The 23,898-nt window shown below is 31.5% G+C and carries 22 protein-coding genes, 3 tRNA genes and 1 riboswitch; of the genes, 16 read left to right on the top strand and 9 right to left on the bottom strand.

Going from position 1 to position 23,898, the window contains the following annotated elements; translation table 11 throughout:
- The first annotated feature begins 11 nt into the window (after positions 1-11).
- From ABD859_RS09925 to ABD859_RS09905, 5 genes are all read left to right on the top strand, one after another.
- On the top strand, positions 12-806 hold the full coding sequence (locus ABD859_RS09925) for a DUF1266 domain-containing protein (protein ID WP_345143606.1): 795 nt from the start codon (positions 12-14) through the stop codon (positions 804-806).
- 62 nt (positions 807-868) lie between these two features.
- Complete coding sequence (locus ABD859_RS09920; RefSeq protein WP_345143603.1) at positions 869-1,231, top strand: DUF1266 domain-containing protein; 363 nt, start codon at positions 869-871, stop codon at positions 1,229-1,231.
- A 111-nt stretch (positions 1,232-1,342) separates the two neighbouring features.
- Positions 1,343-2,896 (top strand): DUF3137 domain-containing protein, encoded by a 1,554-nt coding sequence (locus ABD859_RS09915; RefSeq protein WP_345143600.1) that lies wholly within the window; start codon positions 1,343-1,345, stop codon positions 2,894-2,896.
- Positions 2,897-2,926: 30 nt separating this feature from the next.
- Positions 2,927-3,478, top strand: a complete 552-nt coding sequence (locus ABD859_RS09910) for a LemA family protein (protein WP_345143598.1) — start codon at positions 2,927-2,929, stop codon at positions 3,476-3,478.
- Between the two features lie 145 nt (positions 3,479-3,623).
- The gene (locus tag ABD859_RS09905; RefSeq protein WP_345143596.1) at positions 3,624-4,361 is read left to right on the top strand and encodes a DUF2490 domain-containing protein; all 738 of its coding nucleotides are present in this window, start codon (positions 3,624-3,626) and stop codon (positions 4,359-4,361) included.
- 100 nt (positions 4,362-4,461) lie between these two features.
- Here the strand turns inward: ABD859_RS09905 and ABD859_RS09900 are convergent, their stop codons facing one another.
- The 3 genes from ABD859_RS09900 to era form a co-directional block, all read right to left on the bottom strand.
- Complete coding sequence (locus ABD859_RS09900; RefSeq protein WP_345143593.1) at positions 4,462-7,218, bottom strand: outer membrane beta-barrel protein; 2,757 nt, start codon at positions 7,216-7,218, stop codon at positions 4,462-4,464.
- 144 nt (positions 7,219-7,362) lie between these two features.
- Positions 7,363-8,670: a ribosome biogenesis GTPase Der gene (gene der / locus ABD859_RS09895; RefSeq protein WP_345143590.1), complete on the bottom strand. Its 1,308-nt coding sequence runs from the start codon at positions 8,668-8,670 to the stop codon at positions 7,363-7,365.
- A 325-nt stretch (positions 8,671-8,995) separates the two neighbouring features.
- On the bottom strand, positions 8,996-9,877 hold the full coding sequence (era, locus tag ABD859_RS09890) for a GTPase Era (RefSeq protein WP_345143588.1): 882 nt from the start codon (positions 9,875-9,877) through the stop codon (positions 8,996-8,998).
- Positions 9,878-9,993: 116 nt separating this feature from the next.
- On the opposite strand from era, the gene ABD859_RS09885 reads away from it, so the two are divergent.
- Positions 9,994-10,066: transfer RNA gene (locus ABD859_RS09885), tRNA-Met, on the top strand.
- Positions 10,067-10,139: 73 nt separating this feature from the next.
- On the opposite strand, the gene ABD859_RS09880 is transcribed toward ABD859_RS09885, so the two are convergent.
- The 4 genes from ABD859_RS09880 to ABD859_RS09865 all read right to left on the bottom strand — a co-directional run bounded on the left by ABD859_RS09880 (position 10,140) and on the right by ABD859_RS09865 (position 14,181).
- Positions 10,140-10,607, bottom strand: a complete 468-nt coding sequence (locus ABD859_RS09880; protein ID WP_345143585.1) for a hypothetical protein — start codon at positions 10,605-10,607, stop codon at positions 10,140-10,142.
- 479 nt (positions 10,608-11,086) lie between these two features.
- Positions 11,087-11,545 (bottom strand): RNA methyltransferase, encoded by a 459-nt coding sequence (locus ABD859_RS09875; protein ID WP_345143584.1) that lies wholly within the window; start codon positions 11,543-11,545, stop codon positions 11,087-11,089.
- Between the two features lie 131 nt (positions 11,546-11,676).
- Positions 11,677-13,689, bottom strand: coding sequence for a M13 family metallopeptidase (locus ABD859_RS09870; RefSeq protein WP_345143582.1), 2,013 nt, complete (start codon positions 13,687-13,689; stop codon positions 11,677-11,679).
- A 192-nt stretch (positions 13,690-13,881) separates the two neighbouring features.
- Positions 13,882-14,181 (bottom strand): hypothetical protein, encoded by a 300-nt coding sequence (locus ABD859_RS09865; RefSeq protein WP_345143580.1) that lies wholly within the window; start codon positions 14,179-14,181, stop codon positions 13,882-13,884.
- A gap of 404 nt (positions 14,182-14,585) precedes the next feature.
- On the opposite strand from ABD859_RS09865, the gene ABD859_RS09860 reads away from it, so the two are divergent.
- The 8 genes from ABD859_RS09860 (at position 14,586) to ABD859_RS09825 (ending at position 20,616) form a co-directional block, all read left to right on the top strand.
- Positions 14,586-14,657: transfer RNA gene (locus ABD859_RS09860), tRNA-Glu, on the top strand.
- Positions 14,658-14,828: 171 nt separating this feature from the next.
- The gene (locus ABD859_RS09855) at positions 14,829-15,056 is read left to right on the top strand and encodes a helix-turn-helix domain-containing protein (protein WP_345143578.1); all 228 of its coding nucleotides are present in this window, start codon (positions 14,829-14,831) and stop codon (positions 15,054-15,056) included.
- A gap of 171 nt (positions 15,057-15,227) precedes the next feature.
- A riboswitch (cobalamin riboswitch) is annotated at positions 15,228-15,458 on the top strand.
- A 411-nt stretch (positions 15,459-15,869) separates the two neighbouring features.
- Positions 15,870-16,418 (top strand): DUF4494 domain-containing protein, encoded by a 549-nt coding sequence (locus tag ABD859_RS09850; protein ID WP_345143575.1) that lies wholly within the window; start codon positions 15,870-15,872, stop codon positions 16,416-16,418.
- Positions 16,419-16,542: 124 nt separating this feature from the next.
- Positions 16,543-18,054, top strand: coding sequence for a glycosyltransferase family 39 protein (locus ABD859_RS09845; RefSeq protein ID WP_345143572.1), 1,512 nt, complete (start codon positions 16,543-16,545; stop codon positions 18,052-18,054).
- Positions 18,055-18,579 (top strand): DUF4269 domain-containing protein, encoded by a 525-nt coding sequence (locus ABD859_RS09840; protein ID WP_345143570.1) that lies wholly within the window; start codon positions 18,055-18,057, stop codon positions 18,577-18,579.
- A 105-nt stretch (positions 18,580-18,684) separates the two neighbouring features.
- Positions 18,685-18,757 (top strand) — tRNA-Met (locus ABD859_RS09835).
- 147 nt (positions 18,758-18,904) lie between these two features.
- The gene (locus tag ABD859_RS09830) at positions 18,905-19,999 is read left to right on the top strand and encodes an exopolyphosphatase (protein ID WP_345143567.1); all 1,095 of its coding nucleotides are present in this window, start codon (positions 18,905-18,907) and stop codon (positions 19,997-19,999) included.
- A 122-nt stretch (positions 20,000-20,121) separates the two neighbouring features.
- Positions 20,122-20,616: a hypothetical protein gene (locus ABD859_RS09825; RefSeq protein WP_345143564.1), complete on the top strand. Its 495-nt coding sequence runs from the start codon at positions 20,122-20,124 to the stop codon at positions 20,614-20,616.
- A 54-nt stretch (positions 20,617-20,670) separates the two neighbouring features.
- On the opposite strand, the gene ABD859_RS09820 is transcribed toward ABD859_RS09825, so the two are convergent.
- Together ABD859_RS09820 and ABD859_RS09815 are read right to left on the bottom strand one after the other, a co-directional pair.
- Complete coding sequence (locus ABD859_RS09820; protein ID WP_345143562.1) at positions 20,671-20,976, bottom strand: hypothetical protein; 306 nt, start codon at positions 20,974-20,976, stop codon at positions 20,671-20,673.
- 248 nt (positions 20,977-21,224) lie between these two features.
- Complete coding sequence (locus tag ABD859_RS09815) at positions 21,225-21,938, bottom strand: leucine-rich repeat domain-containing protein (protein ID WP_345143559.1); 714 nt, start codon at positions 21,936-21,938, stop codon at positions 21,225-21,227.
- A 185-nt stretch (positions 21,939-22,123) separates the two neighbouring features.
- Here ABD859_RS09815 and ABD859_RS09810 point away from each other — a divergent pair, with 185 nt between their 5' ends.
- Both ABD859_RS09810 and ABD859_RS09805 read left to right on the top strand, forming a co-directional pair.
- A complete protein-coding gene (locus ABD859_RS09810) occupies positions 22,124-22,612 on the top strand; it encodes a DUF1761 domain-containing protein (RefSeq protein ID WP_345143557.1) in 489 nt (162 codons plus the stop codon).
- Positions 22,613-22,729: 117 nt separating this feature from the next.
- The gene (locus tag ABD859_RS09805; protein WP_345143555.1) at positions 22,730-23,875 is read left to right on the top strand and encodes a GNAT family N-acetyltransferase; all 1,146 of its coding nucleotides are present in this window, start codon (positions 22,730-22,732) and stop codon (positions 23,873-23,875) included.
- The last annotated feature ends 23 nt before the right edge of the window (positions 23,876-23,898 follow it).

Genomic DNA, 23,898 nt, shown 5'->3' with positions numbered 1-23,898 from the left:
AAATGAATAAAATGAGCAAAATGAACAAAGTAAAACAGTTTTTCAATTTAAGTATAATGCTTGCATTTACAGCATGTTTTCTATTAACGGGATGCGGAAAAAGCAATAAATCAGGAGAAACAACTGATGCAGCAGGTGAAAATACATCAGAAACTACACGTTTTATAAATGGTACTTATGCTGTTATGACAATGCAGAATGAAGGCGATTATAATTTAGTTGGAGGTCAGGACAGCAGCATGAAAGAATCTATAAAACAAATGCTGCAGCAATGGTGGTCAATATCTGATTTAAATTCCGGAATGAAACAAGTCAATGAACTTACATCTGAAAATGGAATGCACAGCAAAGAATTTGTAAGCGAAGTAAAAGAACTAGGTATTGATAAAATGTCTAAAGAAGAGTTTGAAACTAAATTAGCTGCTATTACAAATCCAGAACAAAAGATCCACTTTCAATTATTATATGATGCTTACAGTGACCTTGGTTATAAGGCAGTTACAGGGTGGGATCTTGGAAGAGCTAATTTTTTACTAACTAGTTTTTATGTAGCCGATTTTACAGATGAAAATACTGCTTTAGATAAGGCATTAGAAGTAACTAAGCGCATTCAAAAAACTTTTAAATCATGGGACGAATATAACAGAAGTTACATGTACGGCTATTTATACTGGAGTAATGAAGACCCTAAAGACAGCTCTTCTAAGTATACTCAGCGTCAAGGATTTATTTCTGAATTGAAAAAAGATTCGAAAAGTCCATTCCAGGTAAAATGGGACACAAAATTAGAAAAAGACTGGAAATAATTCCTAATAGTTAAAGGACAAAAAAATGAGTGATACAATTCATGGAGTAAATCTTCCGGAATATGAGGCCGCAATTGGTGTATAATGTAAAGGAATACGAACAGGCTTTAGCTCCAGTTTTAAAATTAAACATTGACGAAAACGGAAATCCGAAAGACATCGATGCGTGGGACATTGAAAGAATAGCTTCATTATCTCGTTACTGCTATGCCGCAGGATATATAGATCAAGAAACTTGTTTAGAATATCTGGAAACCGCAAGCAAAATGGCAAAAGAAAGATACAATAACTGGTCAGAATATGCTTCATCATTTATGACAGGTCGTGCATTCATGTACGGAGGAAATCCAGCAGACTTTGCAACTGTAATCTTGGGAATGCTAAACAACCAAAAAAGCATGTGGAATTTATATCCATTGAAATAATCTAAATACATTCTTCGGACATAATTATTTTTAGAGGGACTATTAAGTCCCTCTTTTATCAAATAAATCAAAGAAAAAATATTTGGAAAAAACTAGACAATAAAAAATAAAATGAACAATACTAACATACAAGAAATCCTTTTAAGAGAACATAATCGTGATAAAAAATTAACCTATTATGCTTTTGCATTTTATGCAGTAATTGGCATTTTGGTTTTAATTGTTTTATCTAACGTTTTATTTTCTCGTTTTGGTACTACCAGTACTCCTATTTATTACAAATTGATTATCCCAATTATTATTATCGGATTTGGTTTTTCAATACTTAAAAAATTCAAAGCACTTAATAATCGACACCTTTTAATAGAGCAGCTTTTTAATGATTTAAATACAGGAAAAAAAGCTTCTTCAATAACTCAATACGTTGATTACAAGATCATCTTACCGGTGGGGAAAATTAAAATTAAATTAAATCCTATAAATTTTCTTAGTTTCTCTATAGAAAATCAAATCTATATTCTGCCTGTACCTGCAGGAATTGAACCCGATTTTAAGGTTTTATTAAGCGGTGTAAATATAGAACATGTAAATAATTTAAAAGAAAATCTTAACAGCACTGAAGTAATCCAAATGACAGAATCTGTACCCTTAAAAACAATCGCTGAATTTAAAGAATATGCCGAAAAGGAGCTAACTCCTGTTTTGGATAATATGGAAAAAAGCCGTAAAAAAGGTTTAAATATGTCTATCATATCAATAATCTTTTGTGTTTTGATTATTGGAGGATATATGGGATTTAATTTCATAACAGCATCAAGTGCAGCTGCAAGTAATACAGATGACGGAAGCTCTGTATTTACAAACTATATAATAGGATTTGGGATAATTTGTGCCTTAATTTATTTGGTTTATATACCGATAATGAAGAAAAAATATCCGCAGACAGGAAATTCCGGAGAAAATTACGTTTCATTTAAAGAACAGATTTTCAAGAAAATGATTGCTTTTATTAATCCGTCTTTTCAATATGTAGAGCACGGTTATATTGGGGCAAGAGAAATATACGAAATTGGAATACTTGAAGATAAAACTTATGACGTGACTGGAAATGATCAAATACTGGGCTGCCATAATGGAGTTCCTTTTCAATATAGTGATTTGTATATAACTCATAAGCCACTCATCCATATGGAAAATCAATCGGATACAGAAATTTTCTCAGGGCAATTCTTCATGGCAAAATTCAATAAAACATTTAGTACACAAATTGTAGTTGCCCCCAAAACAGGAATTAAAGATTTAATTACCAGCAATTCTTTTTCTTCCAATATAATTAAACCAAAATCCAAAATAATACTGGAAGATCCTGATTTTACAAAAATGTTTGATGTTTATGCTGATGATCAAATAGAAGCCCGATATATTTTAACACCAAGCACTATGCAGAATATTAAGGATATTTCGCGTAAAGCAAAAGGAAACCTTTTCTTGTTTTTTACTAACAACAAAATAATCGTAGCTAACAATAATCGTACAAACAAATTTGAAACGGGATTAACTACGAAATTAAACCCTGAATTGCTTATTTCATTTTACGAAGATTTACACAAGCAATTTTCGATAATTGATGATTTAAAATTGAATATCAATATTTGGAAAAAATAATCTAATTCATAAAACATTCATATCCATATCATGACAGTATTTATTTTAAGCATCGCCATAATTGTCATTATTTTAATCTCTGTAATCTCTGTTTATAATTCGCTGAATACAAAACGTAATCAAATTCAAAATGCGTTTTCGTCACTCGATGCTTTATTTATAAAACGAAGTGATCTTATTCCAAATCTCGTAACAATTGTAAAACAATATACCAATTACGAAAAAGGTGTATTAGAAAAAATAACGCAATTACGTGAATTAAAATCCAGTACAACAGAATATTCAGCAGATAGTGAAGCCAGCCAGATGATGAAACAAATTATGCTTCAGGTAGAAAATTACCCTGAATTAAAAGCTGACAGCCAATTCAGTAATTTGCAGTATATCTGGAGTGAATCAGAAGAACAAATTGCTGCTGGACGTCGTTATTTAAGCGCATCTATTACAGATTATAATAATAGCATAAGTACTTTTCCAGGAAATTTTATTGGTTCTAAATTTGGTTTTACAAAACATGAATGGCAAATGGCTGCAGAGGCACAGCGTCAAAATCCAAATGCAGAAGATTTGTTTAATAAATAGATTAAAAAACATTCATTAAGGACGGACTATTTTATATAGCCCGTTCTTCAATTTACAAAATCACAAAATAGCATTTAAAACACATTTAATCCTGCTACAAATTAATTCTGGTTGTCTATATTCGCAGTTTGAATCTATCTTTTAGATGAAGATTTTAAGATTATTACTTATTTTAGGGATTTTAAGCCCTTTTTTATCAGCACAAAATGTAAAGAAAACAGATCAGCAGACGCTGACCTGGATTCGTTATTACAATATTTTTCCTTTGACTGAAAAATGGGCTCTGCATTCTGAATTTGACAACAGAAGTTTTGTTAATCCTGTTCATCAAAACCTATTTGTTATACGATCTCAAGTCCGTTACAGGTCAAATAAAATGACAGAATTAGGCGCCGGATTTGCTTATTTTAGTGTGAATACCCAAAATCCAAATGTCGATCCAGATTATTCCGTTCCCGAATATAGAGGCCAGCAAGATGTAACTTTAATTAATGATATTTCAAAAATTACATTTCACAATCGTTTTCAGCTCGAAGAACGTTTTATTCAAAAAGCAGATAAAAACGGACTTTTAGATGAGTTCTCATTTGCTTTTCGATTTAGATATCGTTTACAATCTATGTTTACTCTTTGGGAAAAAAAAGGTCAAAGCTTAAAAGGAACTATTTCTGACGAAATTTTATTCAATTACGGCAAAGACAATCGTAGAAATACATTCGATCAAAATCGCATTTATGCCTCATTACGCTATCATTTTAACCCTAATCTTGGTATAGAACTTGGCTATTTAAAAAACTTTCAAAGACGCGCAAGCGGTGTTGATTTTTATGATCGTGATATTATCAGACTTACGGTTTATCATAAAATTAATCGTAGATTTTAGATTTTAGATTAAAAAAGCGCGATCAAATTTGCAATTTGATCGCGCTTTTTTATTGCCTTTGTAACTTTGTCACTTTGCAACTTTGTCACTCTTTAAAAAACTATCCTCTCGCTTTTCTCTTCCCTCCTTTTTCAGATCCTGTAAAATTTCCAATTTTGTAAGCTAGAGAAAACATCACGTAGCGTCTTAAAACTGTATTTTCTTCATCACGGATTGAAGTTGCCGAAATAGTTCTCGTTGCACTTAAATTTTGATTTAAAACATCGTACACTTTTACTTTTGCATACAAGGTTTTATTTAAAAATCCGTAAGACAAACTTGTATTCCACAGATAAAAATCTTTTTTGAAATCGCCCGAAATATTTGAATTATAAGTGTATCCAAAATCATTTCCGAAGATTAAATTCTCTGGCCAGTATGTTGTTGTCTGTACATTAATTCTGTGCACAACATTTGAAGTCGCATCTCTTGAATAATTCTCATATTTAGACTGATTGTATGATAAATTATACGATGGCGCAATGGTTAACACATCTCCATAATCATACGACAAATATACTTTTGGCGTGATCGATGTAGATTTTGCATTGTATAAAACTGCATTTGTAAAACCTTTATCAAAGCTGTAACCTGCGTTTAAACCTAATCCATATCGCAGTGTATGTGCGCCGCTTTTTACAGACTGGTTCCAGTTTGCTCCAATCGAAGCATTATAAACGCCTGAAATATTTACATATGTTGTAGTTCTTTTTCCGCTGTCGTCGTAAACTGAAGTCGAAACAATATCATTGTCATAATAATCTCCTTTTACATACAAACTGTAACCTGAACGCGAACGGAAATCATAATTTCTGAAATTAAAATTAACGCTGTTTTTTTCTACAGGATGCAAATCAGGATTACCCACAATGGTATTTAACGGATTATTTAAATTTACAATTGGCATTAACTGCGCCGCTGTTGGCAGTGCATTTGAATAATCGTATTTAAATGATAAATTTTTAGAACGATTAAATTTATATCTCAATACAGCTGTAGCAAAAGGCAGAGCGTATTTTTTACTTAAATCAGTCGCATTATTTAAGTACAGCGAATGGTTATCAAAATTTACAATTGATGTACGGCTGTCCAGATTAAGCGTAAATTTATTTTTTTGAAGCGTAACACCCACTTTTGGCGTAACCGAGTTTTGTGTTGAACTTGTATAGTTACTTAATGCTAAATTAAGATCGTTATATTCCTGCGTATCCGGATCAAAATTAAATGTTCTTTCGTCGTTTATAGTGCTTTTCCAGTCAAAATCAGATCCAAATCTTACTCGTAAAGAATCTGTTATGGGTTCTGTATATTCAATATCGGCAGAATAAGAATCACTGCTGTTTCTCTTTTTTGTGGTTTGATTTCTTTCATCATTTGGCTGGCCGTCCTGATAAAAAATCGTTTCTGAAATATTCAAACCATCTGCGGTATTTTTTGTATTATTATTAGTAAAAACAAAACTGAAATTACGAGACTTTTTTTCAAATGATTTATTGAAATTAATCGTATTTCCAAAATTGGTATTATCGCCTTCAGAATATGATTTGGATGTACTTTCATTTAAAGGATTTCCGTTTTCATCTTCAGAAAAACTAGACGACGTTACATTGCTGTTTGTTCTTGATTGATTAAGTTTTGGCGCCACAACAATTCGCATACTTGGACTGATTTTATATTCCAGTTCGAAATTTACGTTGTTTCCGGTACTTTCATTTCTGGTTTTAGATTCCGCCTGAGTTATAAGATTTCCTGTTGGTAAAAAACTAAGCTGATTTGATTTACTGTCGTTATTATTTATGGTGTTTGAAAAGTTATAACTTCCCATCGCCAGGAGTTTTTCTGTCCAGTCATCAGAATAATTAACTCCAACTAAATTCGACTGCGTAATTCCTTTTCCGCTCGCACCAGAGCCAGAACTTCCTCCTTTAGAATTTCTTCCGCCTCCCATATTATCAAAAACATCGTCCATTGAAAATCCGGTCGAATTGATATTGTTTGATGAAGCCAGAAGACTGATTTTTTGTTTATTATTAAAATAATTCAAATTGACATTAGCTTCATAGCGATCATCTGTTCCATAACCGCCCATGACTTTTCCAAAATAACCTTTGTTTTTCTTCTCATCAATAGTAATATTGATACTAGAAAAATCTGAAGTTGATTCTTGTTTTGAGAGCTCTTCTTTTTTGGTTTTAAAGTCCGAAACCTGAATTTTTTTAATAATATCAGCTGGTAAATTTTTAATAGCAATGGCACCGTCTTTGTCAAAAAATGTTTTGCCGTTTACTAAAACCTGATTGACTTCTCGCCCGTTTACGGTAATTTTTCCATCATTATCGACATCAAAACCGGGTAATTGTTTTAGCAAAGTTTCGACATTAGAATCTGGACGGACTTTATATGAAGCTGCATTAAATTCTAAAGTATCTTTTTTAATGGTAATTGGTGCTGCCTCTGTTTTAATAACAACATCGTTCAGGGCATTTACATTTTCGATCATGTACAATTTACCAAAGTCTTTACTTTCTGTAAGCCCCTTGTATTCTTCGTAATAGGTTTGATATCCCATATAGCTCACCTTTAAAAAAACAGGCTTCTCATATTTTTTAATATCCATTCTAAAAGCACCATTTTTATCTGTGGTGGCATATTCAATTACGGTAGAATCTTTTATAGTAGTAAAGTAAACTGTTGCCATTTCTAACGGCAGCTGTGTGTTAACATCAAGAACGGTTCCTCTAAGTGTAATGTCGTTTTGTGCATTTGCAGCAAAGACAAAAAGGAAGAAAAATGATAAAAATGAATAAATCTTGGTCATAAAATTAGGTTAGTTAGATTAGTTAGACTTCAAAAAAAACAAAAGGTTTAATTGTTTTAATTGTAGTTTTTACATTTATTCAAATAACGTGCCATTTAAATTTAGTAATAAAAAAAGTCCCCATTTTAGCGGGGACTCATTTTTTTATTTTTCTCTGATATAAATGTCGATTGGAACTCCTGCAAAATCCCAGTTATCTCTAATTTTATTTTCTAAATATCTTTTATATGGTTCTTTAACATATTGAGGCAGGTTAGCAAAAAATACAAACTGAGGCGTTTGTGTTGGCAGCTGCATACAATATTTAATTTTTACATATTTACCTTTCATTGCCGGCGGCGGATATGCTTCAATCACTTTCAGCATATATTCATTGAATTTTGAAGTAGAAATTCTTTGTTTTCTGTTTTCAAAAACCTGAACCGTTGCTTCAAGCGCTTTTAATAAACGCTGTTTTGTTAATGCAGATACAAACAAAATAGGCACATCTGTAAAAGGCATTAATTCTTTACGGATTTTTTCTTCGTAATCACGGCTCGACATAGTATCTTTTTCAACTAAGTCCCATTTGTTTACCAAAATAACAACTCCCTTACGGTTTTTTTCTGCCAGCCAGAAAATACTCTGATCCTGACCTTCAAAACCACGTGTTGCGTCGATTACTAATATACAAACATCTGCATGTTCAATTGCTCTTACAGAACGCATTACAGAATAAAACTCTAAATCTTCTTTAACTTTTGCTTTACGACGAATTCCAGCTGTATCAACCAAGTTAAATTCAAAACCAAAACGGTCAAATTTTGTATCAATAGCATCGCGTGTTGTTCCTGCAATATCAGTTACAATATAACGATCCTGACCAATTAAAGCGTTTATAAAACTAGATTTTCCTGCATTTGGGCGTCCTACAACCGCAAAACGAGGCAAGTCTTCTTTAACTTCAACTTCTGGTTTTTCCGGGAAAGCTTCGATTAAAGCATCTAATAAATCTCCCGTTCCGCTTCCTGAAATACTGGCAAAAGTGTAATAATCTCCTAAACCAAGATTATAAAACTCAACTGCATCTTTTTCACGCATAGCGTTATCAACCTTGTTAACAGCCAATAAAACCGGTTTTGTTACTTTACGAAGTAATTTTGCAACGGTTTCATCCATTGGTGTAATTCCTTCTTCAACATCAACTACAAAAATAATAACATCAGCTTCGTCGATAGCAAGTTCTACTTGTTTTCTGATTTCGCCTTCAAAAACGTCATCAGATCCGCGAACGTATCCTCCGGTATCAATGACAGAAAACTCTTTTCCGTTCCACTCGCTTTTACCATAGTTTCTATCACGGGTAACCCCAGATACTGAATCTACAATAGCTTCTCTTCTTTGTATCAGCCTATTAAAAAGGGTTGATTTCCCTACATTAGGTCTTCCTACTATCGCAACAATGTTATTCATTTTTTTGAATTTTAGATTTCAGATTCTAGATTTCAGATTTCAATTTCCTTGAAATACTGCCACTTATAATCCAAAATGCTTTATTTAAATTTTTTGCAAAGGTAGTTAAAAAAAGATGTTAAGCTACTAAGTTTCTAAGTACCTAAGTTTTTTATTGTATTTCTTGTTATTTATGGAGCTGTTCCTGCTATCCGTTCCAATCTTTTGTTCCGCTAAAGAAGCGTCACAAAAGGATTTCCACTTCTATCAGGGCTAGATATGAGGATTTAAGAATATTTTCGTTTTTACGATTAAACAAATCAACGATTAACCGATTAAACAAAAATTACTGATTATACCCAAATCGTTTCAACATATTGGCGTTGCTTCTCCAGTTTTTGTTCACTTTTACGTAAAGTTCAATATGAATTTGTTTTCCGAAGAATTTCTCTAAATCAGCACGCGCGTCAGTTCCTACTTTTTTCAAAGCAGCACCTTTGTGACCAATAATAATTCCTTTTTGTGTATCGCGTTCTACCATAATTACAGAACGGATTCTGATAATATTATCGTCTTCTAAAAATTCCTCAGTAACAATTTCCACCGCATACGGAATTTCTTTACTGTAATTCAATAAGATTTTTTCGCGGATAGTTTCGTTTACAAAAAAACGTTCTGGTTTGTCTGTAAGCTGGTCTTTTGGGTAATAAGCTGGAGATTCTGGCAGTAATTGAATAATTCTGTCAAAAACTTCGGGAACATTAAAATTTTGTAAAGCCGATATTGGGAAAATTTCAGCATTTGGTACTTTTTCTTTCCAAAAAGCAACCTGTTCTTCCAGTTGTTCCTGATTTGAGTTGTCGATTTTGTTTAATAACAGTAAAACCGGAATTTTAGCATAAAAGATTTTTTTAAAGAAGTCTTCGTCTTTTAGGTTCTGCTCTCCTATTTCGACCATGTAAACTAAAATATCTGCATCTTCAAAAGCGGATTTTACGAAGTTCATCATCGACTCCTGCATTTCATAAGCCGGTTTTATAATTCCGGGAGTATCTGAAAGCACTACCTGAAAATCATCGCCATTTACAATTCCGAGAATTCTATGACGTGTTGTTTGTGCTTTTGAGGTAATAATAGATAATCTTTCTCCAACAAAGGCATTCATTAGAGTTGATTTTCCAACATTTGGATTCCCGATGATATTTACGAAACCTGCTTTATGTGACATTTTGAGTATAATTTATTTTGCAAAGGTAGTCATATCAAGTTAATACAGAAAATAAAACATTTTTTAAAATTTTCGTTGTTTTTCTCAAAAATCAACGTATCTTTGCACCCGAACATCGCGGGATAGAGCAGTAGGCAGCTCGTCGGGCTCATAACCCGAAGGTCACAGGTTCGAGTCCTGTTCCCGCTACTAAGACAAAAAAGCTTCAGAGAAATCTGGAGCTTTTTTTATAATGTCTGATTCAGAATATTGAATTAGATATCTAATAACAAAGTTTCCTTTTTACTTTGGTTATGACAAAATCTCCATTATCATATACTAAATACTTTATAATATATTCTTCATAACCGTAATTTGTTGAAAAATATACTTTAAAAGAATAATTTACAATATTCAAAATTCGCACATAAAATAATGGTGAATTCTCTGAATTATGTTTCAACGCAAAATTGTCGTTTACATTCTTAATATCATCTAAGATTTTTCTAGAGATCTTTAATATCTTTTCTTCGTTTTCAATAAACCTATCGATAAAATTTATTAAATATGAATTGAAATCATAACCTTCAATAATGTATTTTTTAGAAATTATTTTTTCCTTAAAAGAAAATTGATAATTGAATTTACGGAAGTCATCACCTGCAGACAATTCGGTCTTAGTTTCCCATATTCTTTCATCTGTAATTTGTCTAAAAATTAATGTCCTATTATTTTTAGTTTTTATTTCCATGAAATAACTCTTCTCGATTTTGTCTGTTAATAAATATTACACATTGATTAGTTTTCAAATATATGGATATGTAAACAAAAAAAAGCAGGAAAAAGAATTAAACTACATTTTACAATTTGTTTTTTTAAATTCTTTGAATAGTTCAATATTTCAAAAATAAAATTTAATCCGCGTATTTTATTATCCCATAATAATCTTAAAATAAAGAAAAAAAAAAAAAAGAATTTGAGAAATGCTTTTGAGTGCTTGTAGGAGTAGTCATGCAAAAAAAATAGAAAAGAAAAATTAAGATGCACATGCTAAAATACTGTATTAATCCAAGATAATCTGGTTAGATATTTGAATGCTTCCCGCTACTAAGACAAAAGCTTCAGAGAAATCTGGAGCTTTTTTTATTATATCAATTATGTTCACAAGTCTGACACTTGCATCGGCAGAAATCAGCTAAGTAATTTCATTATGAAATCCATTAAAGCTTTTTAAGAACGCGGTTTAGACAAATTTCTATCGTACATAATAATAGTTCCGGCAACGGCCACATTTAAACTTTTTTCTGATTTAAATTTGACTAAATGATGACATTTTTCCATTGCTTTTTTAGACAATCCATGATCTTCTGCTCCTAATAAATAAACGCATCTTCTTGGATGTTCAAAAGTTTCTAAATCGGAAGCTTTTTCAGCCAGTTCTACACCAACCAGCCTTGCTCCTTTAGGTAAATTTTCAAAGAAAGCTTCAAAAGTTTCATAATGAAAATAAGGAATTGATTTTACTGCATCATGAGTATCACAGGCTTGTTTCGCATATCGATTACCAATGGTAAATATAAAAGTCGCACCCATATTTTGAGCCGATCGCCATAAAACTCCCAAATTTTCTGGTGTTTTACCATTTTGTATTCCTATACCAAAGTATTCATTTATAAAGTTATCATTCATAAGGGCAAAAATACAAACTGTAAGTACACAAATCAATTTTTATTAAAAACGAAAAAGAAATCTAGAAAAAATGCGCAATCCCAAAACGTTTAGGATTGCGCATTTTTTATGAGTTTTCTTCGGCAAGATTATTACCAAATTGTGATTCTGTCTTTCTGAGGCAGAAACATTTTATCTCCAGATTTTACGTTAAACGCATCGTAAAAAGGCGTCGTGTTCATTAGAGGACCATTAACTCGCCAATTTGGGGGCGAATGCGGATTATTGTTAATCCATAAACGCAGGAACTCATCTTTCATTTTTACCCTCCATATTTTAGCTATAGAAATAAAAAAGCGCTGGTCTGGAGTAAAACCGTCAATTTTTGTATTTCCTTTTCCTTGTTCCGTCATTTTAAAAGCATCGTAAGCAACTGCAATTCCGGCAATATCTGCTGTATTTTCGCCAACTGTCATTGCGCCGTTTATATGCAGACCGTCTAAAACAGTATAGGTATTATACAAATTAATAACCTGCTGTATTCTTGACTTAAATTGCGCATAATCTTCTTTTGTCCACCAGTTTTTTAAGTTTCCATTTTTATCATATTGAGCACCCTGATCATCAAAAGTATGAGTTATTTCGTGACCAATTACCATTCCGATACCGCCATAATTAAGTGCATCATCTGCATTATTATCAAAATACGGAGCTTGTAAAATACCGGCAGGAAAAACAATTTCATTAGCTGTAGGATTATTATACGCCGTAACGGTTGGAACTGTAGTAAACCATTCTGATTTATCGACTGGTTTGTCCAGCTTTGCCAATTGAAATTGATATGCCGCCGAAGCTGCGGAAATCATATTCTCAAAATAAGTATTTCTTGCTATCTTTACATTACTGTAATCCCTCCATTTATCCGGATATCCAATTTTCTTGGTAATGGCGAATAATTTTTCTTTAGCTTTTTGTTTGGTAACACTGCTCATCCAATCCAGCTTATCGATTCTTTTGGCATACGCTTTTTGCAGATTATTAACGAGAACCAGCATGCGTTTTTTAGCATCTTCAGAAAAATATTTCTTTGCATACAATTCACCCAATGCTTCGCCTAAGTAATTGTCAACAACATTAGCCATTTTTTCACCGCGTGATTTTTGAACTGCCTGACCAGAAAGCACTTTGGTATACTCAAATGAAGCATCTACAAAAGGCTTGCTTAAATCATCTGCATATCTTTCGAGTGAATTTGCTTTCAGATAAATTTTCCAATTATTAATAGGAATGGTTTTTAAAAGTTTATTCAGTGCATCATAATACGCAGGCTGACCTACATTAATAGAATCTGTTTTTGCACCTAAATTATTTAAGAAAGTATTCCAATCTATATTTGGGTGTTTTTTTACAAGATTTGTCACTGCCATTTTATTATAATTTGCCTGTACATCACGAAGTTCAACTTTCGTTTTATGAGAAACCGCTAATTGTTTGTCAATATCGTACACCAAATCTGCATTCTTTTTAGCTTCCTGAGCATTACTTCCCGTTAATTGAAACAATGCAGTAAGATATTTTTTGTACGATTGCTGTATAGCTACAGTTGAAGAATCTGATTTAAAATAATAATCTCTATCTGGCAGACCAATACCCGTTTGATAGATTTGAGCAATATTCATACTGCTGTTTTTCTCATCTGGCGACACTCCAAAACCTATAATTGAAGAGTTGTTCACTTTTTCTTCATTAACTACAAAATTCATTAACGATGGTAAATCGGTGATTGCTTCAATTTTGGCAAGCAGAGGTTTAATAGGCGTATAACCCCGTTTATCGATAGTTATCGTATCCATACCCGATGCATAAAAGTCTCCCACTTTTTGCGCTATACTTCCTTGAGTATTACTGCTTTTCGAAATACTGTCTAATATTCCCTGCAGACGCATTCGTTGTGGAAAATTCATAAACATATAAGCGCCAACTCCGGCTTGAGAGGCAGGTATAGAAACAGAATCATACCATTTACCATTTACATATTTAAAAAAATCATCGCCAGGGCGCAATGTAGAATCTATTCCTGTAATGGCGACATTTTTTTTCCCTTCATGTTTTGAGCACGCCGTGAAGGCTAAGAATGCAATAATGAGTATTAATGTTTTTTTCATAGTCTAGATATTTCTATTAAAAATGAATAAAAATGTTTGAAAGAAGATGTTAAATATAGTTCATTTGTTCAGTAATTTTCGATTTTGATATAAAATTAAAAATCAAGAAACCATTTTATAAAGCCCATTAATAATTGGCTAAACATTTTAAGACTTGCTACAGCAATTAAACAACTGGTAAAACTTAAACTTTTATTTTTCAACAAAAAGCTCATTTACTACATCTAACAATTCAAATTCATCGACAGGAAATAATTCAACTGTTTTTTCCAAAATTAATCTTAAATCAATAGATGGTTTATCACAATCATCATATTCTAAAGCCAGAATACACAATTTTAGCATATTGAGAATAACACATCCCAACTCAGAGTAACTTGACATTTTAATTTCAGCATTATATATATTATTCGCAGTTGGCTTTAAAATGTTTAAATATCTGAATGATAATTTTTTAATATTTTCTAAAGCTCTTAATTCCTCTGATTCCATTTTATGATTATTAGATCAATTGATTTCATTCTTTTTCACCGATCAAAGAAAATACATATGTAATTAAATCGCTATAGCACATGTGCTATAATGCATCTTCAAAAAAAACATGGAAGTATATTTCGCTAAAGACATCTTTCAAAACCTAAAAGAATATTCTTTCAAAACAAAAAATATTCACTTTTATTAAAAGTTTTTTTGAATAAAAAAACACCTTGCTAATCTCATTTTTCACTCAAAATAACAAATTACAAATCAAACAAATACGTAAACATTAACTCAATTTATTTACAATTGAAATGTTATTAAATCTTATATTTTAGAAAATTTAAAGAAAGTTTTTTTGAAAAATCCTTTGCACATTCCAAAAATAGTTGCACTTTTGCACCCGCAATAACAAAGCAGGTCCGTTCGTCTATCGGTTAGGACGCCAGGTTTTCATCCTGGTAAGGGGGGTTCGATTCCCCCACGGACTACAAAAAAGCTTCAGAGAAATCTGAAGCTTTTTTTTTACTTTAAATTGGATTTTTATTTTTAGACTCTTTTGTCAATACTTCGTTAACTACATCCAAAAGTTCCATTTCATCAGCGCAAAATATACAAAGAGCCATATTCTAAAACTAACCCATATTCAAATAAAACTTAAGATGAGAAAAAAAGAAGTTCCTGAATCAGTGAAGATTGTCGGGAATAATATAAAAGAAATTATCAAAGAAAAAGATCTTAAAGTACGTCATGTTGCTCACGAATCAGATTTAGATATTGAAGCATTAAGAAGATATATGCTTGGAAAACAGATTATGGGAATTGACAAACTTATCCGAATTAGCAAAGCTTTAAATGTTGAAATTTCGGAGCTTTTTAAAAAAATATAATCACAAAAAAGTTTCAGATTTCTCTGAAGCTTTTTTATTTTAAATAATATTCATTTCTTTTAAGTTTTGAATTCAAATTAAAAAAACACAGACCTAAACTTTCCTAAAGGCTATTTTTCTAAAACACAAACTATTTTTCTAAAAACAGACTTACAAACCCACTTGATTTTCTTACATTTGTCCCGCAATGGTTTAACTGCAACTTTTCGAGGGCAGTTAACGAAGAGGGAATCAGGTGCAAATCCTGAGCAAGCCCGTTACTGTAAATTCCATGCAACATTTTGACTGATATGAAAACTCATTTTAGTTTTCAAAATCAAATCTTTTGCCACTGCATTTTATGCGGGAAGGCGGTTCAAAATGGGAATAAGTCAGGAGACCTGCCATTGTTGAGAAAATTCAGGCTTTCGCGGACCAAAGCTTTGAAACACCATCAAATTGATATTTGATTTTATTTTTTTTCGTTTTAAAACTATTTTTTACAAATAGACAATTTGCTATGCATATACGCAAAAGCATTTTAAGTCTGGTTGTAGTCAAGTTTATAATTAAAATAACGCAGAGATTAGTCGTAAGTAAGAACATTGCGCCAAATCTGCGGGATTTAAAAATCTGAATTTATCACAATTTAGAAATCATGTTTTTGGAAACTAAAGCCTCAGTTTTTCTGAGGCTTTTTTTTAATTATATGCTAACAACAAAACAGTCAGCCCTTTACAGAATACAAGCGTAAATTGTGAATATCTATTTGATGTTTTTCCAAATTTATTTTGCTGCAAAATCTATCTTTGGCATCCTTAAAAAATAGAAAAGATGAGCGCAATTTGGTACGAATGCAAAGTAAAATATAGAAAAACAGATGAAACTGGAGGCCAAAAAGTTTTAACAGAACCTTATTTGGTAGATGCTATATCTTATACAGAAGCCGAAAAAAGAATTAATGAAGAAATGGCGGCTTATATTAGTGAAGAGTTTAAAATCACGAATATAAAAGTGGCAAATTATGCCGAAATACATCCGTTTGAAAATGCAGACAGATGGTTTAAATCAAAAGTTTCTTTGATTGCTTATGATGAAGAAAGCGGAAAAGAAAGAAAATCAAACATGTACATGCTGGTTCAGGCAAATGATGTTAGAGAAGCCTACGATAACACGATTCATGTTATGAAAAATACAATGGGAGAATATTCTATTCCTGCCATTTCTGAATCGCCAATTATGGATGTTTTCCCATATTTCAGCGGTGAAGAAGAAGAAACTGAAATGTTGGAAAGATTTAATGCTCTAAAAGCTTCAAAACCTGTAAAGGCAGATGAAGAAATAATAGATCACATGGAATTTGAAACCGCAACAGAGGAATAAACAAACAAAAGCTTCAGAGAAATCTGGAGCTTTTTTATTTTAAACCAAAAAATCAAAATTAATCCTATATTAGCTTTGCATTTTAACTGAACCAAAACCACTTACCTTTTAAACCAAAAGTTCAATGAACAAAAAAACACTAATTTTAATTGGGTTTATTTTACTGAAATTTGTTCTGCAATACGTTTTAATAAGTCCCGAATATGATTTACAGCGCGATGAATATCTGCATCTCGATCAGGCACATCATTTGGCTTGGGGTTATTTATCGGTTCCGCCGGTTACTTCATGGATTTCGTATATAATTTTACTTCTAGGGAATTCTGTTTTTTTGATAAAGTTCTTCCCTGCCCTTTTTGGCGTTTTAACTCTTTTAATTGTCTGGAAAACTATTGAAGCTTTAAAAGGAAATCTTTACGCTTTAATTTTAGGCTCGCTTTGTGTTCTATTTTCGGCATTATTGCGAATAAACATGTTATATCAGCCAAACTCGTTTGATGTTTTATGCTGGACAGTATTTTATTACATTCTAATACAATATACCATTTCCGAAAAACCAAAATGGCTTTATATAGGAGCCGTAGTTTTTGCCTTTGGTTTTTTAAACAAATACAACATTGTTTTCCTTTTAATCGGACTTTTACCGGCACTTATTCTGTCTAAACAAAGAAAAATATTTACTGAGAAACATTTATATTTTGCCCTTATTTTGGGCTTAATCCTAATTTTACCAAACTTGTTATGGCAGTACAATAATCATTTTCCAATTGTACACCATATGAAAGAATTGGCCGAAACACAGCTTGTAAATGTAAACCGAGCCGATTTTTTAAAAGAACAAATTTTATTTTTTATTGGGTCTTTCTTTGTCATTCTTTCATCGTTTTACGCTTTGTTATTCTACAAACCATTCGAAAAATTCAAATTCTTTTTTGCATCAATTATCTTTACCATACTTGTCTTTTTATATTTTAAAGCAAAAGCTTATTATGCCATTGGTTTATATCCAATTTATATTGCTTTTGGTTCTGTTTTTCTTGCCGACATTTTACAAATCGGAAGAAAACGTTATTTAAAACCTGTTTTTATTGCACTTCCGCTGTTGTTTTTTATTCCAATGTATTTTATGGCTTTTCCCATTAAAAGTCCCGAAAAATTAGCGGCTCAAAAACTGGGAACACATCGCTGGGAAGACGGAAAAGAACATAATTTATCGCAGGATTTTGCCGATATGCTAGGCTGGAAAGAATTAGCCCGAAAAACCGATTCGGTTTATGCATTGTTTCCAAAATCAGAAAACACATTAGTTTTGTGTGATAATTACGGACAAGCCGGAGCTATAAACTATTACACCAAAAAAGGAATTAAAGCAGTTTCTTTTAATGCTGATTATGTGAATTGGTTTAATTTGAATGTCTATTACAAAAATCTGATTCGGGTTAAAACATTTGAAGAAAACAGCGCTGAATTTAAAGAAACAAGTCCGTTTTTTGAATCTGCATTTATAGCAGGACAAATCACAAATAAATATGCCAGAGAATACAAAACCACGATTTTTGTTTTTACAAATGCCAAAATCAACATCAATAAAAGACTTAAACAGGAAATTGATGAAGAAAAAAATTACGCTGATTAAATGACTGATTTTACCAATATTGAATATTTAAAAACCGGAAATCCAAAGCAGATTCTGGCTTATAAAATCTTAACTCAAAATAAGGTTTTAGAAACTCTATCTGAATTTGACCCTATTTTGGCCGGCACTATCCCAATTAATATTGATATCGAAAACAGTGATCTTGACATTATTTGCTATTGGAAAAACAAATCCGAGTTTGTTTCTAAAATTTCCTCGGCTTTTCAAAACAAAACCGATTTTAAAATTTGGGAAACTATTATCAATGAAAATGAATCTGTAGTTGCCAATTTTAGAATTGATGATTTTGAAATAGAGATTTTTGGACAAAATATTCCTTCGCAAAGTCAAAATGCTTACAAACACATGATTATTGAACATGAAATTCTGAAATTAAAAGGCGAAAGTTTTCGATTAGAAATCATAAAACTGAAGCAAAACGGCTTAAAAACTGAGCCGGCTTTTGGAAAATTATTAGGTTTTAAAAACGATCCGTATCAGGAACTACTGGATTACAAAACATAACAAACTTTAAAACAAATAGTTACAAACAAAAAATACATTCGCAAAAATATTTCACTAATTTCTTTGCATAACAGTATTTAGTGTGTATCTTTGCACCCGAAACATCGCGGGATAGAGCAGTAGGCAGCTCGTCGGGCTCATAACCCGAAGGTCACAGGTTCGAGTCCTGTTCCCGCTACTAAGACAAAGCTTCAGAGAAATCTGAAGCTTTTTTTGTATAAAATCAAGCACACGCCAAAAATGATCAATATTTGATTGATTTTCTTTGAGTTGATAAGATAAAAATCAATAATTTATTTAAAATTATATTATAATCGTAATTACAATGCTTAAAAAAAACAACCCCCAGATTTTATTTTTTATTCTTTTAAATTTATTTTTCACCCTAAATTCATTTTCTCAAAAAAGCATTTATGCCGGAATTGAAATTGGACGCAGAGCGATCAAAGTTTCTGTTATAGATGTAAACAACATTAGAAAAGCTGATTATAAAATTCTTTCTTTCTGGACTGAAAGAATTCCTTTTGCAGATCACATTGCTGCTAATAATGCACTTCCTCAGGAAGATATCAACAGAGCAAGTGTTATAGTTAGTGATCAATTAAAAAAAATAAGAGCTGAATATAAAATTCTCGAAGAAAACATTTTTATCGTCGCTGCTCCGGTTTTTCAATCAGCACGTAATATTGATGCATTAAAAAACAAAATTTCTTCTCTAACCAGCAAAGAACTTGATGTACTTGATGTTAGCGAAGAAGCAAAAACTCTTGTTAAAGGTGCTATTCCTCCAGTTGATTTTGCTAACGCTTTTCTTCTTGATATTGGTGCTCAAACTACTAAAGGCGGTTATATTGACGAACTTAAAGACAACAAATTAGAGTTTATACCATTAGAATTGGATTTTGGTACAATGACTCTTACTGATGCTGTTCAAAAAACGGTTTTAAATCCGTCTCAGGCAAATGACATGTCAACTTATCAGGAAAAATCATTTGATTTTAATTCGGTTTTGCGCAAGAAAGTAAAAGACTTATTGGATAAAAATCCGCTTTTATTGAAAAAAGACAAAATGTATTTATCAGGAGGAGCTGTATGGGCTTTTTCAACTTTATACTTTAATGAAAACGTAAAAGATCATTATATAGCTTTTACTTTGCAAGACGTTATTGATTACGATGCTGTTTTGAAGAACAATTTCGGTAAATTCACTGCACTTGCCAAAACCAATTCAGAAGCAGCAAGAGTTTTAAATACGTACGACCAAAAATATCTAATTTCTGCCAATAACATTCTTGTTTCATGCTTAGAAGGAATTCCAAATTTAGAAACTAAGAAAATATATTTTGTAAAAGAAGGACAGGTAACATGGTTAATCTCTTACATTGCAGATCGTTCTAAAAAAGTAAATACAAATTTCTAAAAAAGAACGGCATTACATTTTAAAAAGCTTCGGAGAAATCTGGAGCTTTTTTTTTGTTTTTAACAATCAGAAAGTCATTTCTATTTTTCTCATCTTTGTTTTTAAAATTCAATTCGACAAACATGAAAAGATCTATTTTCTGTATTTTAATCTTATCCTCTCTATTCGCCTGCAATCATAAAAAAGAAAATACTCCTATTTATAATATTGAAACCGAAAGCAAATATGAGATTAGCGAAGAAGATTCTATTATTACAATGAATCAGCTTGGCACTAATTACGATACTCTTATTAACAGAATTCGAAAAAAAGGAGATCGAGAAGCTTATATGGAGCTTTTTTATCATTTAATGGAATCTACCCGAGAAGAACAAACAGACAGTGTTATGGCACTTTCTAAAATAATGGCTCAGAAATATCATTACGAAACTGCCTATTTTGATTATTTTACTGCATTGTGCAAAAAACAAAACATTGAAGTTTATTATGAAGATTATATGTCTATCGATATTTCAAAAATGGACAAAACTTCGAAAAAAATGGCAGAAGACTGGCTTCAGCAAATGATTAAAAATAAAATAATTACAAAACAGCAGTACGATTCTATTCGAAAATAAAAAAAAACCGTTCCTTAAAAAGAACGGTTTTTAGAATATTTTAAAATCTGCAAATTATGCTCTAAACAAAGCATATTTGTTGTAGTTAAATAAAACTCTATCGTAAGGAACATAAAGTGAAACTATTTTTTCTGATGATTCATCGAATTTAATTCCGTTATGTTTTCTGAATAAGTAAATTTCTTTTAAACAATTTGAAAGACTTTGATGAATTTCACTTGTAAATGTCGGCAGTTTTTTATCTCCAACCAATAAATCAATTTGATAATTAGAACTGCTTTTTGAAAGATTGTTCCCTATAATTCGAATAGTAAATGTGGTTTGTTTTCCGTATTGTTCACCTTGATATTGTAGTGTCATAATTTTAGCGTAAAAAGGTTAATATTTTGTTTTCAGCTTTTATTTAAAATTGAATCGAATTTTAAAGTTATAAAAAAAATTGACTGCTTTAAAACTTAGATCAAAATTATTGAAACAAAGTTAAATATTATTTTAAAGTTCAGATTAAATTAAAATTAAAAAAAGCCGTTGTAATACGGCTTTTTCGCAATTAACTAAATATATTTAATCAACTTGTTTCAACGAGTAAAATTCATTCATAAGCACGATTAATTTACGGTAATATTTTCATTTTTTATTTCTTCGTTTACATCTAACAAAAATGGATTCCCATTGTTGTCAAACATTATCATATTTAAAGAATCCAGAACAGCAAGATTTCTAGATACAGAACCTTTAAACTTATTATAAGAAAGATTCAATTCAGTTAAATTAGACAAACTTTCTAATTCTTTCGGAATTTCTCCTTCTAAATTATTATTGAACAAACTAAGGTTTTGCAAAACATTTAAATTCACAATCTCTGAACTTAAATTACCAGAAAGTTTATTACTGTTTAAAAGAAGTACTTTTAAACTTGAAATTCTATAAAGCGAATTGGGCAATGCTCCTTCTAATTCATTATCAGACAAACAAAGAACCTGTAATTGATTCAGCTTTCTTATTTCGCTTGATAATCCTCCTTTTAGATTGTTTTTATGTAAATCCACAACAACCAAATTTACCAGATCAAAAAAATCAGCCGGCAATTCACCCTGCAGATTATTATTGGCGAGATTAAGACTTGTCACTTTTCCATTTTCGGCATGAACTCCATACCAGGTTGAAACTGACAACGATAAATCCCATTTTATTTTCCACTGCGAACCATTTGTTGCGTGGTAAAATTTTATCAGCACATCTTTCTCTTTATCTGAAACAGTATCTGCAAAAATATTAAGAGAAAAAACAAATGCTAAAAAAAGTGTTGCAAAGCTTTTCATAACAGACTTGGGGAGACTATGTTTTTCTTTGTTCCAAAATTAGAGAATTACTAGACATAAAGCACTGTATGTCGATAAAGTGTTGATAAATAAAAAATCGTATTATTTTTCCTTCTTTTAAAATTTAATCGGCGTTATTCTTTTTTGATTAATTTTGAATTAACTAATTACAAAAACCTAATATTATGGATTTTAACTTTTACGCATTACTAACCGCTGCGGTGGTAACTTTACTTGTTGGTTTTGCCTGGTATCACCCAAAAATCTTTGGAACAATCTGGATGAGAGAAAGTAATCTCACAGAAGATGAGCTCAAAAAAGGAAGCATGCTTAAAATTTTTGGCCTCACTTACATTTTTTCACTTATGATTACAATGACATTAATGTCGCTCACAATTCATCAGTCGGGCGCTGTTGGAATGGTTGGAGGACCTCCTTTAATTGCAAGTGCCAAACCATCATTTGCTGCTTTTATGGCTGATTACGGAAATGCCTACCGCACTTTTAAACACGGTGCTTTACACGGATTTATTTCAGGCCTGTTTTTTGCGCTGCCAATAATAGGAATCAATGGCTTGTTTGAAAGAAAATCATGGAAATACATTTTTATTCATGCCGGGTACTGGATTGTTACGCTTACATTAATGGGCGGTATAATCTGTGGATTTGCTTAAATTAAAAAATATAATACCCGTTTGAATTTTAATTTCAAACGGGTTTTCTTAATAATAACTTAAAGAAATGCAGTTATTATAAATATTATCTAATTTTGAAGAAATTAGCTCAAACCTTTGAATACAACATATTCTTTTCAAATTTATAACAGCACTTCATTACTGCCTTCAGAATGGAATTTGCTGGCCTCAGACAACATTTTTTTAACGCGTGAATATCTGGAAGTACTCGAAAATTCTTGTCCGGTAAATATGATTTGTCATTTTATTGGCATTTTTGAAGAAACTAAACTTATAGGAATCGTTTTAACCCAATTTTTGTTTGCCGAAAAACTGGAATCTTTTGGCGAACGTGATCAGTGCTTAAAAACTTCTGTACGCAACTTTGCGCTTAAGAATTTTGCTTCCCATGTTTTATTTATTGGAAATAATATGCTTACGGGCCAGAATGCTTTTGCTTTTGATAAAAATGTAAAAGAACCAAAGGCTGTAAAAACGCTTCATAAAGCAATCAATCAGCTTAAAAAAGATTTAAAAGCAAGTGGCAAAAAAGTCCACATTACCAGTATAAAAGATTTTACTGCAAAAGAAATCGAACCGCTTCAGGCTGAATTTAAAAACAATTATACGTTTTCGACACAGCCCAATATGATTTTTAAAATCAAAGAAAACTGGAAATCAGAACAGGATTATATTGATGCTTTGTCAAAAAAATACCGCGATCAATACAAACGTGCCCGCAAAAAATCTGAAGGAATCGAGAAAAAGCAAATGTCGTTATCTGATATTCGAAAATATGAAGATGTGATTTACGATTTATATTTTCATGTGGCTAAAAATGCGCCCTTCAATACTTTTTTTCTAGCTCGAAATCATTTCAGCTTTTTTAAAGAAATCATGAAAGAAGATTTTTTATTGTATGGTTATTTTTTAGACGAAAAATTAATCGGTTTTAATACCCTGATAAAAAACGGAGAGGTAATGGACACTTATTTTTTAGGATATGATGAAAGTATTCAACGCGAAAAAATGCTGTATTTAAACATGTTGTACGACATGATTGCCTATTCTATCAAAAAAGGTTTTAAAGAAATTGTTTTTGCCAGAACTGCTCTTGAAATAAAAAGTTCTGTAGGTGCAAAACCTGTAAAAATGTATGGTTTAATCACGCACAGCAATGCTTTGATAAACCATAACATTTCCAGATTTTTTAATTATTTAGAACCCAAAACAGAATGGCAGGAACGAAATCCGTTTAAATAAAAAAATATGTCGCTCCGCTTAGA

This window comes from Flavobacterium ginsengiterrae (assembly GCF_039539785.1).
Taxonomy (GTDB): domain Bacteria; phylum Bacteroidota; class Bacteroidia; order Flavobacteriales; family Flavobacteriaceae; genus Flavobacterium; species Flavobacterium ginsengiterrae.
Note: the sequence above shows the minus strand (reverse complement) of the source record. Positions and strands in the feature narration are given on the sequence as shown.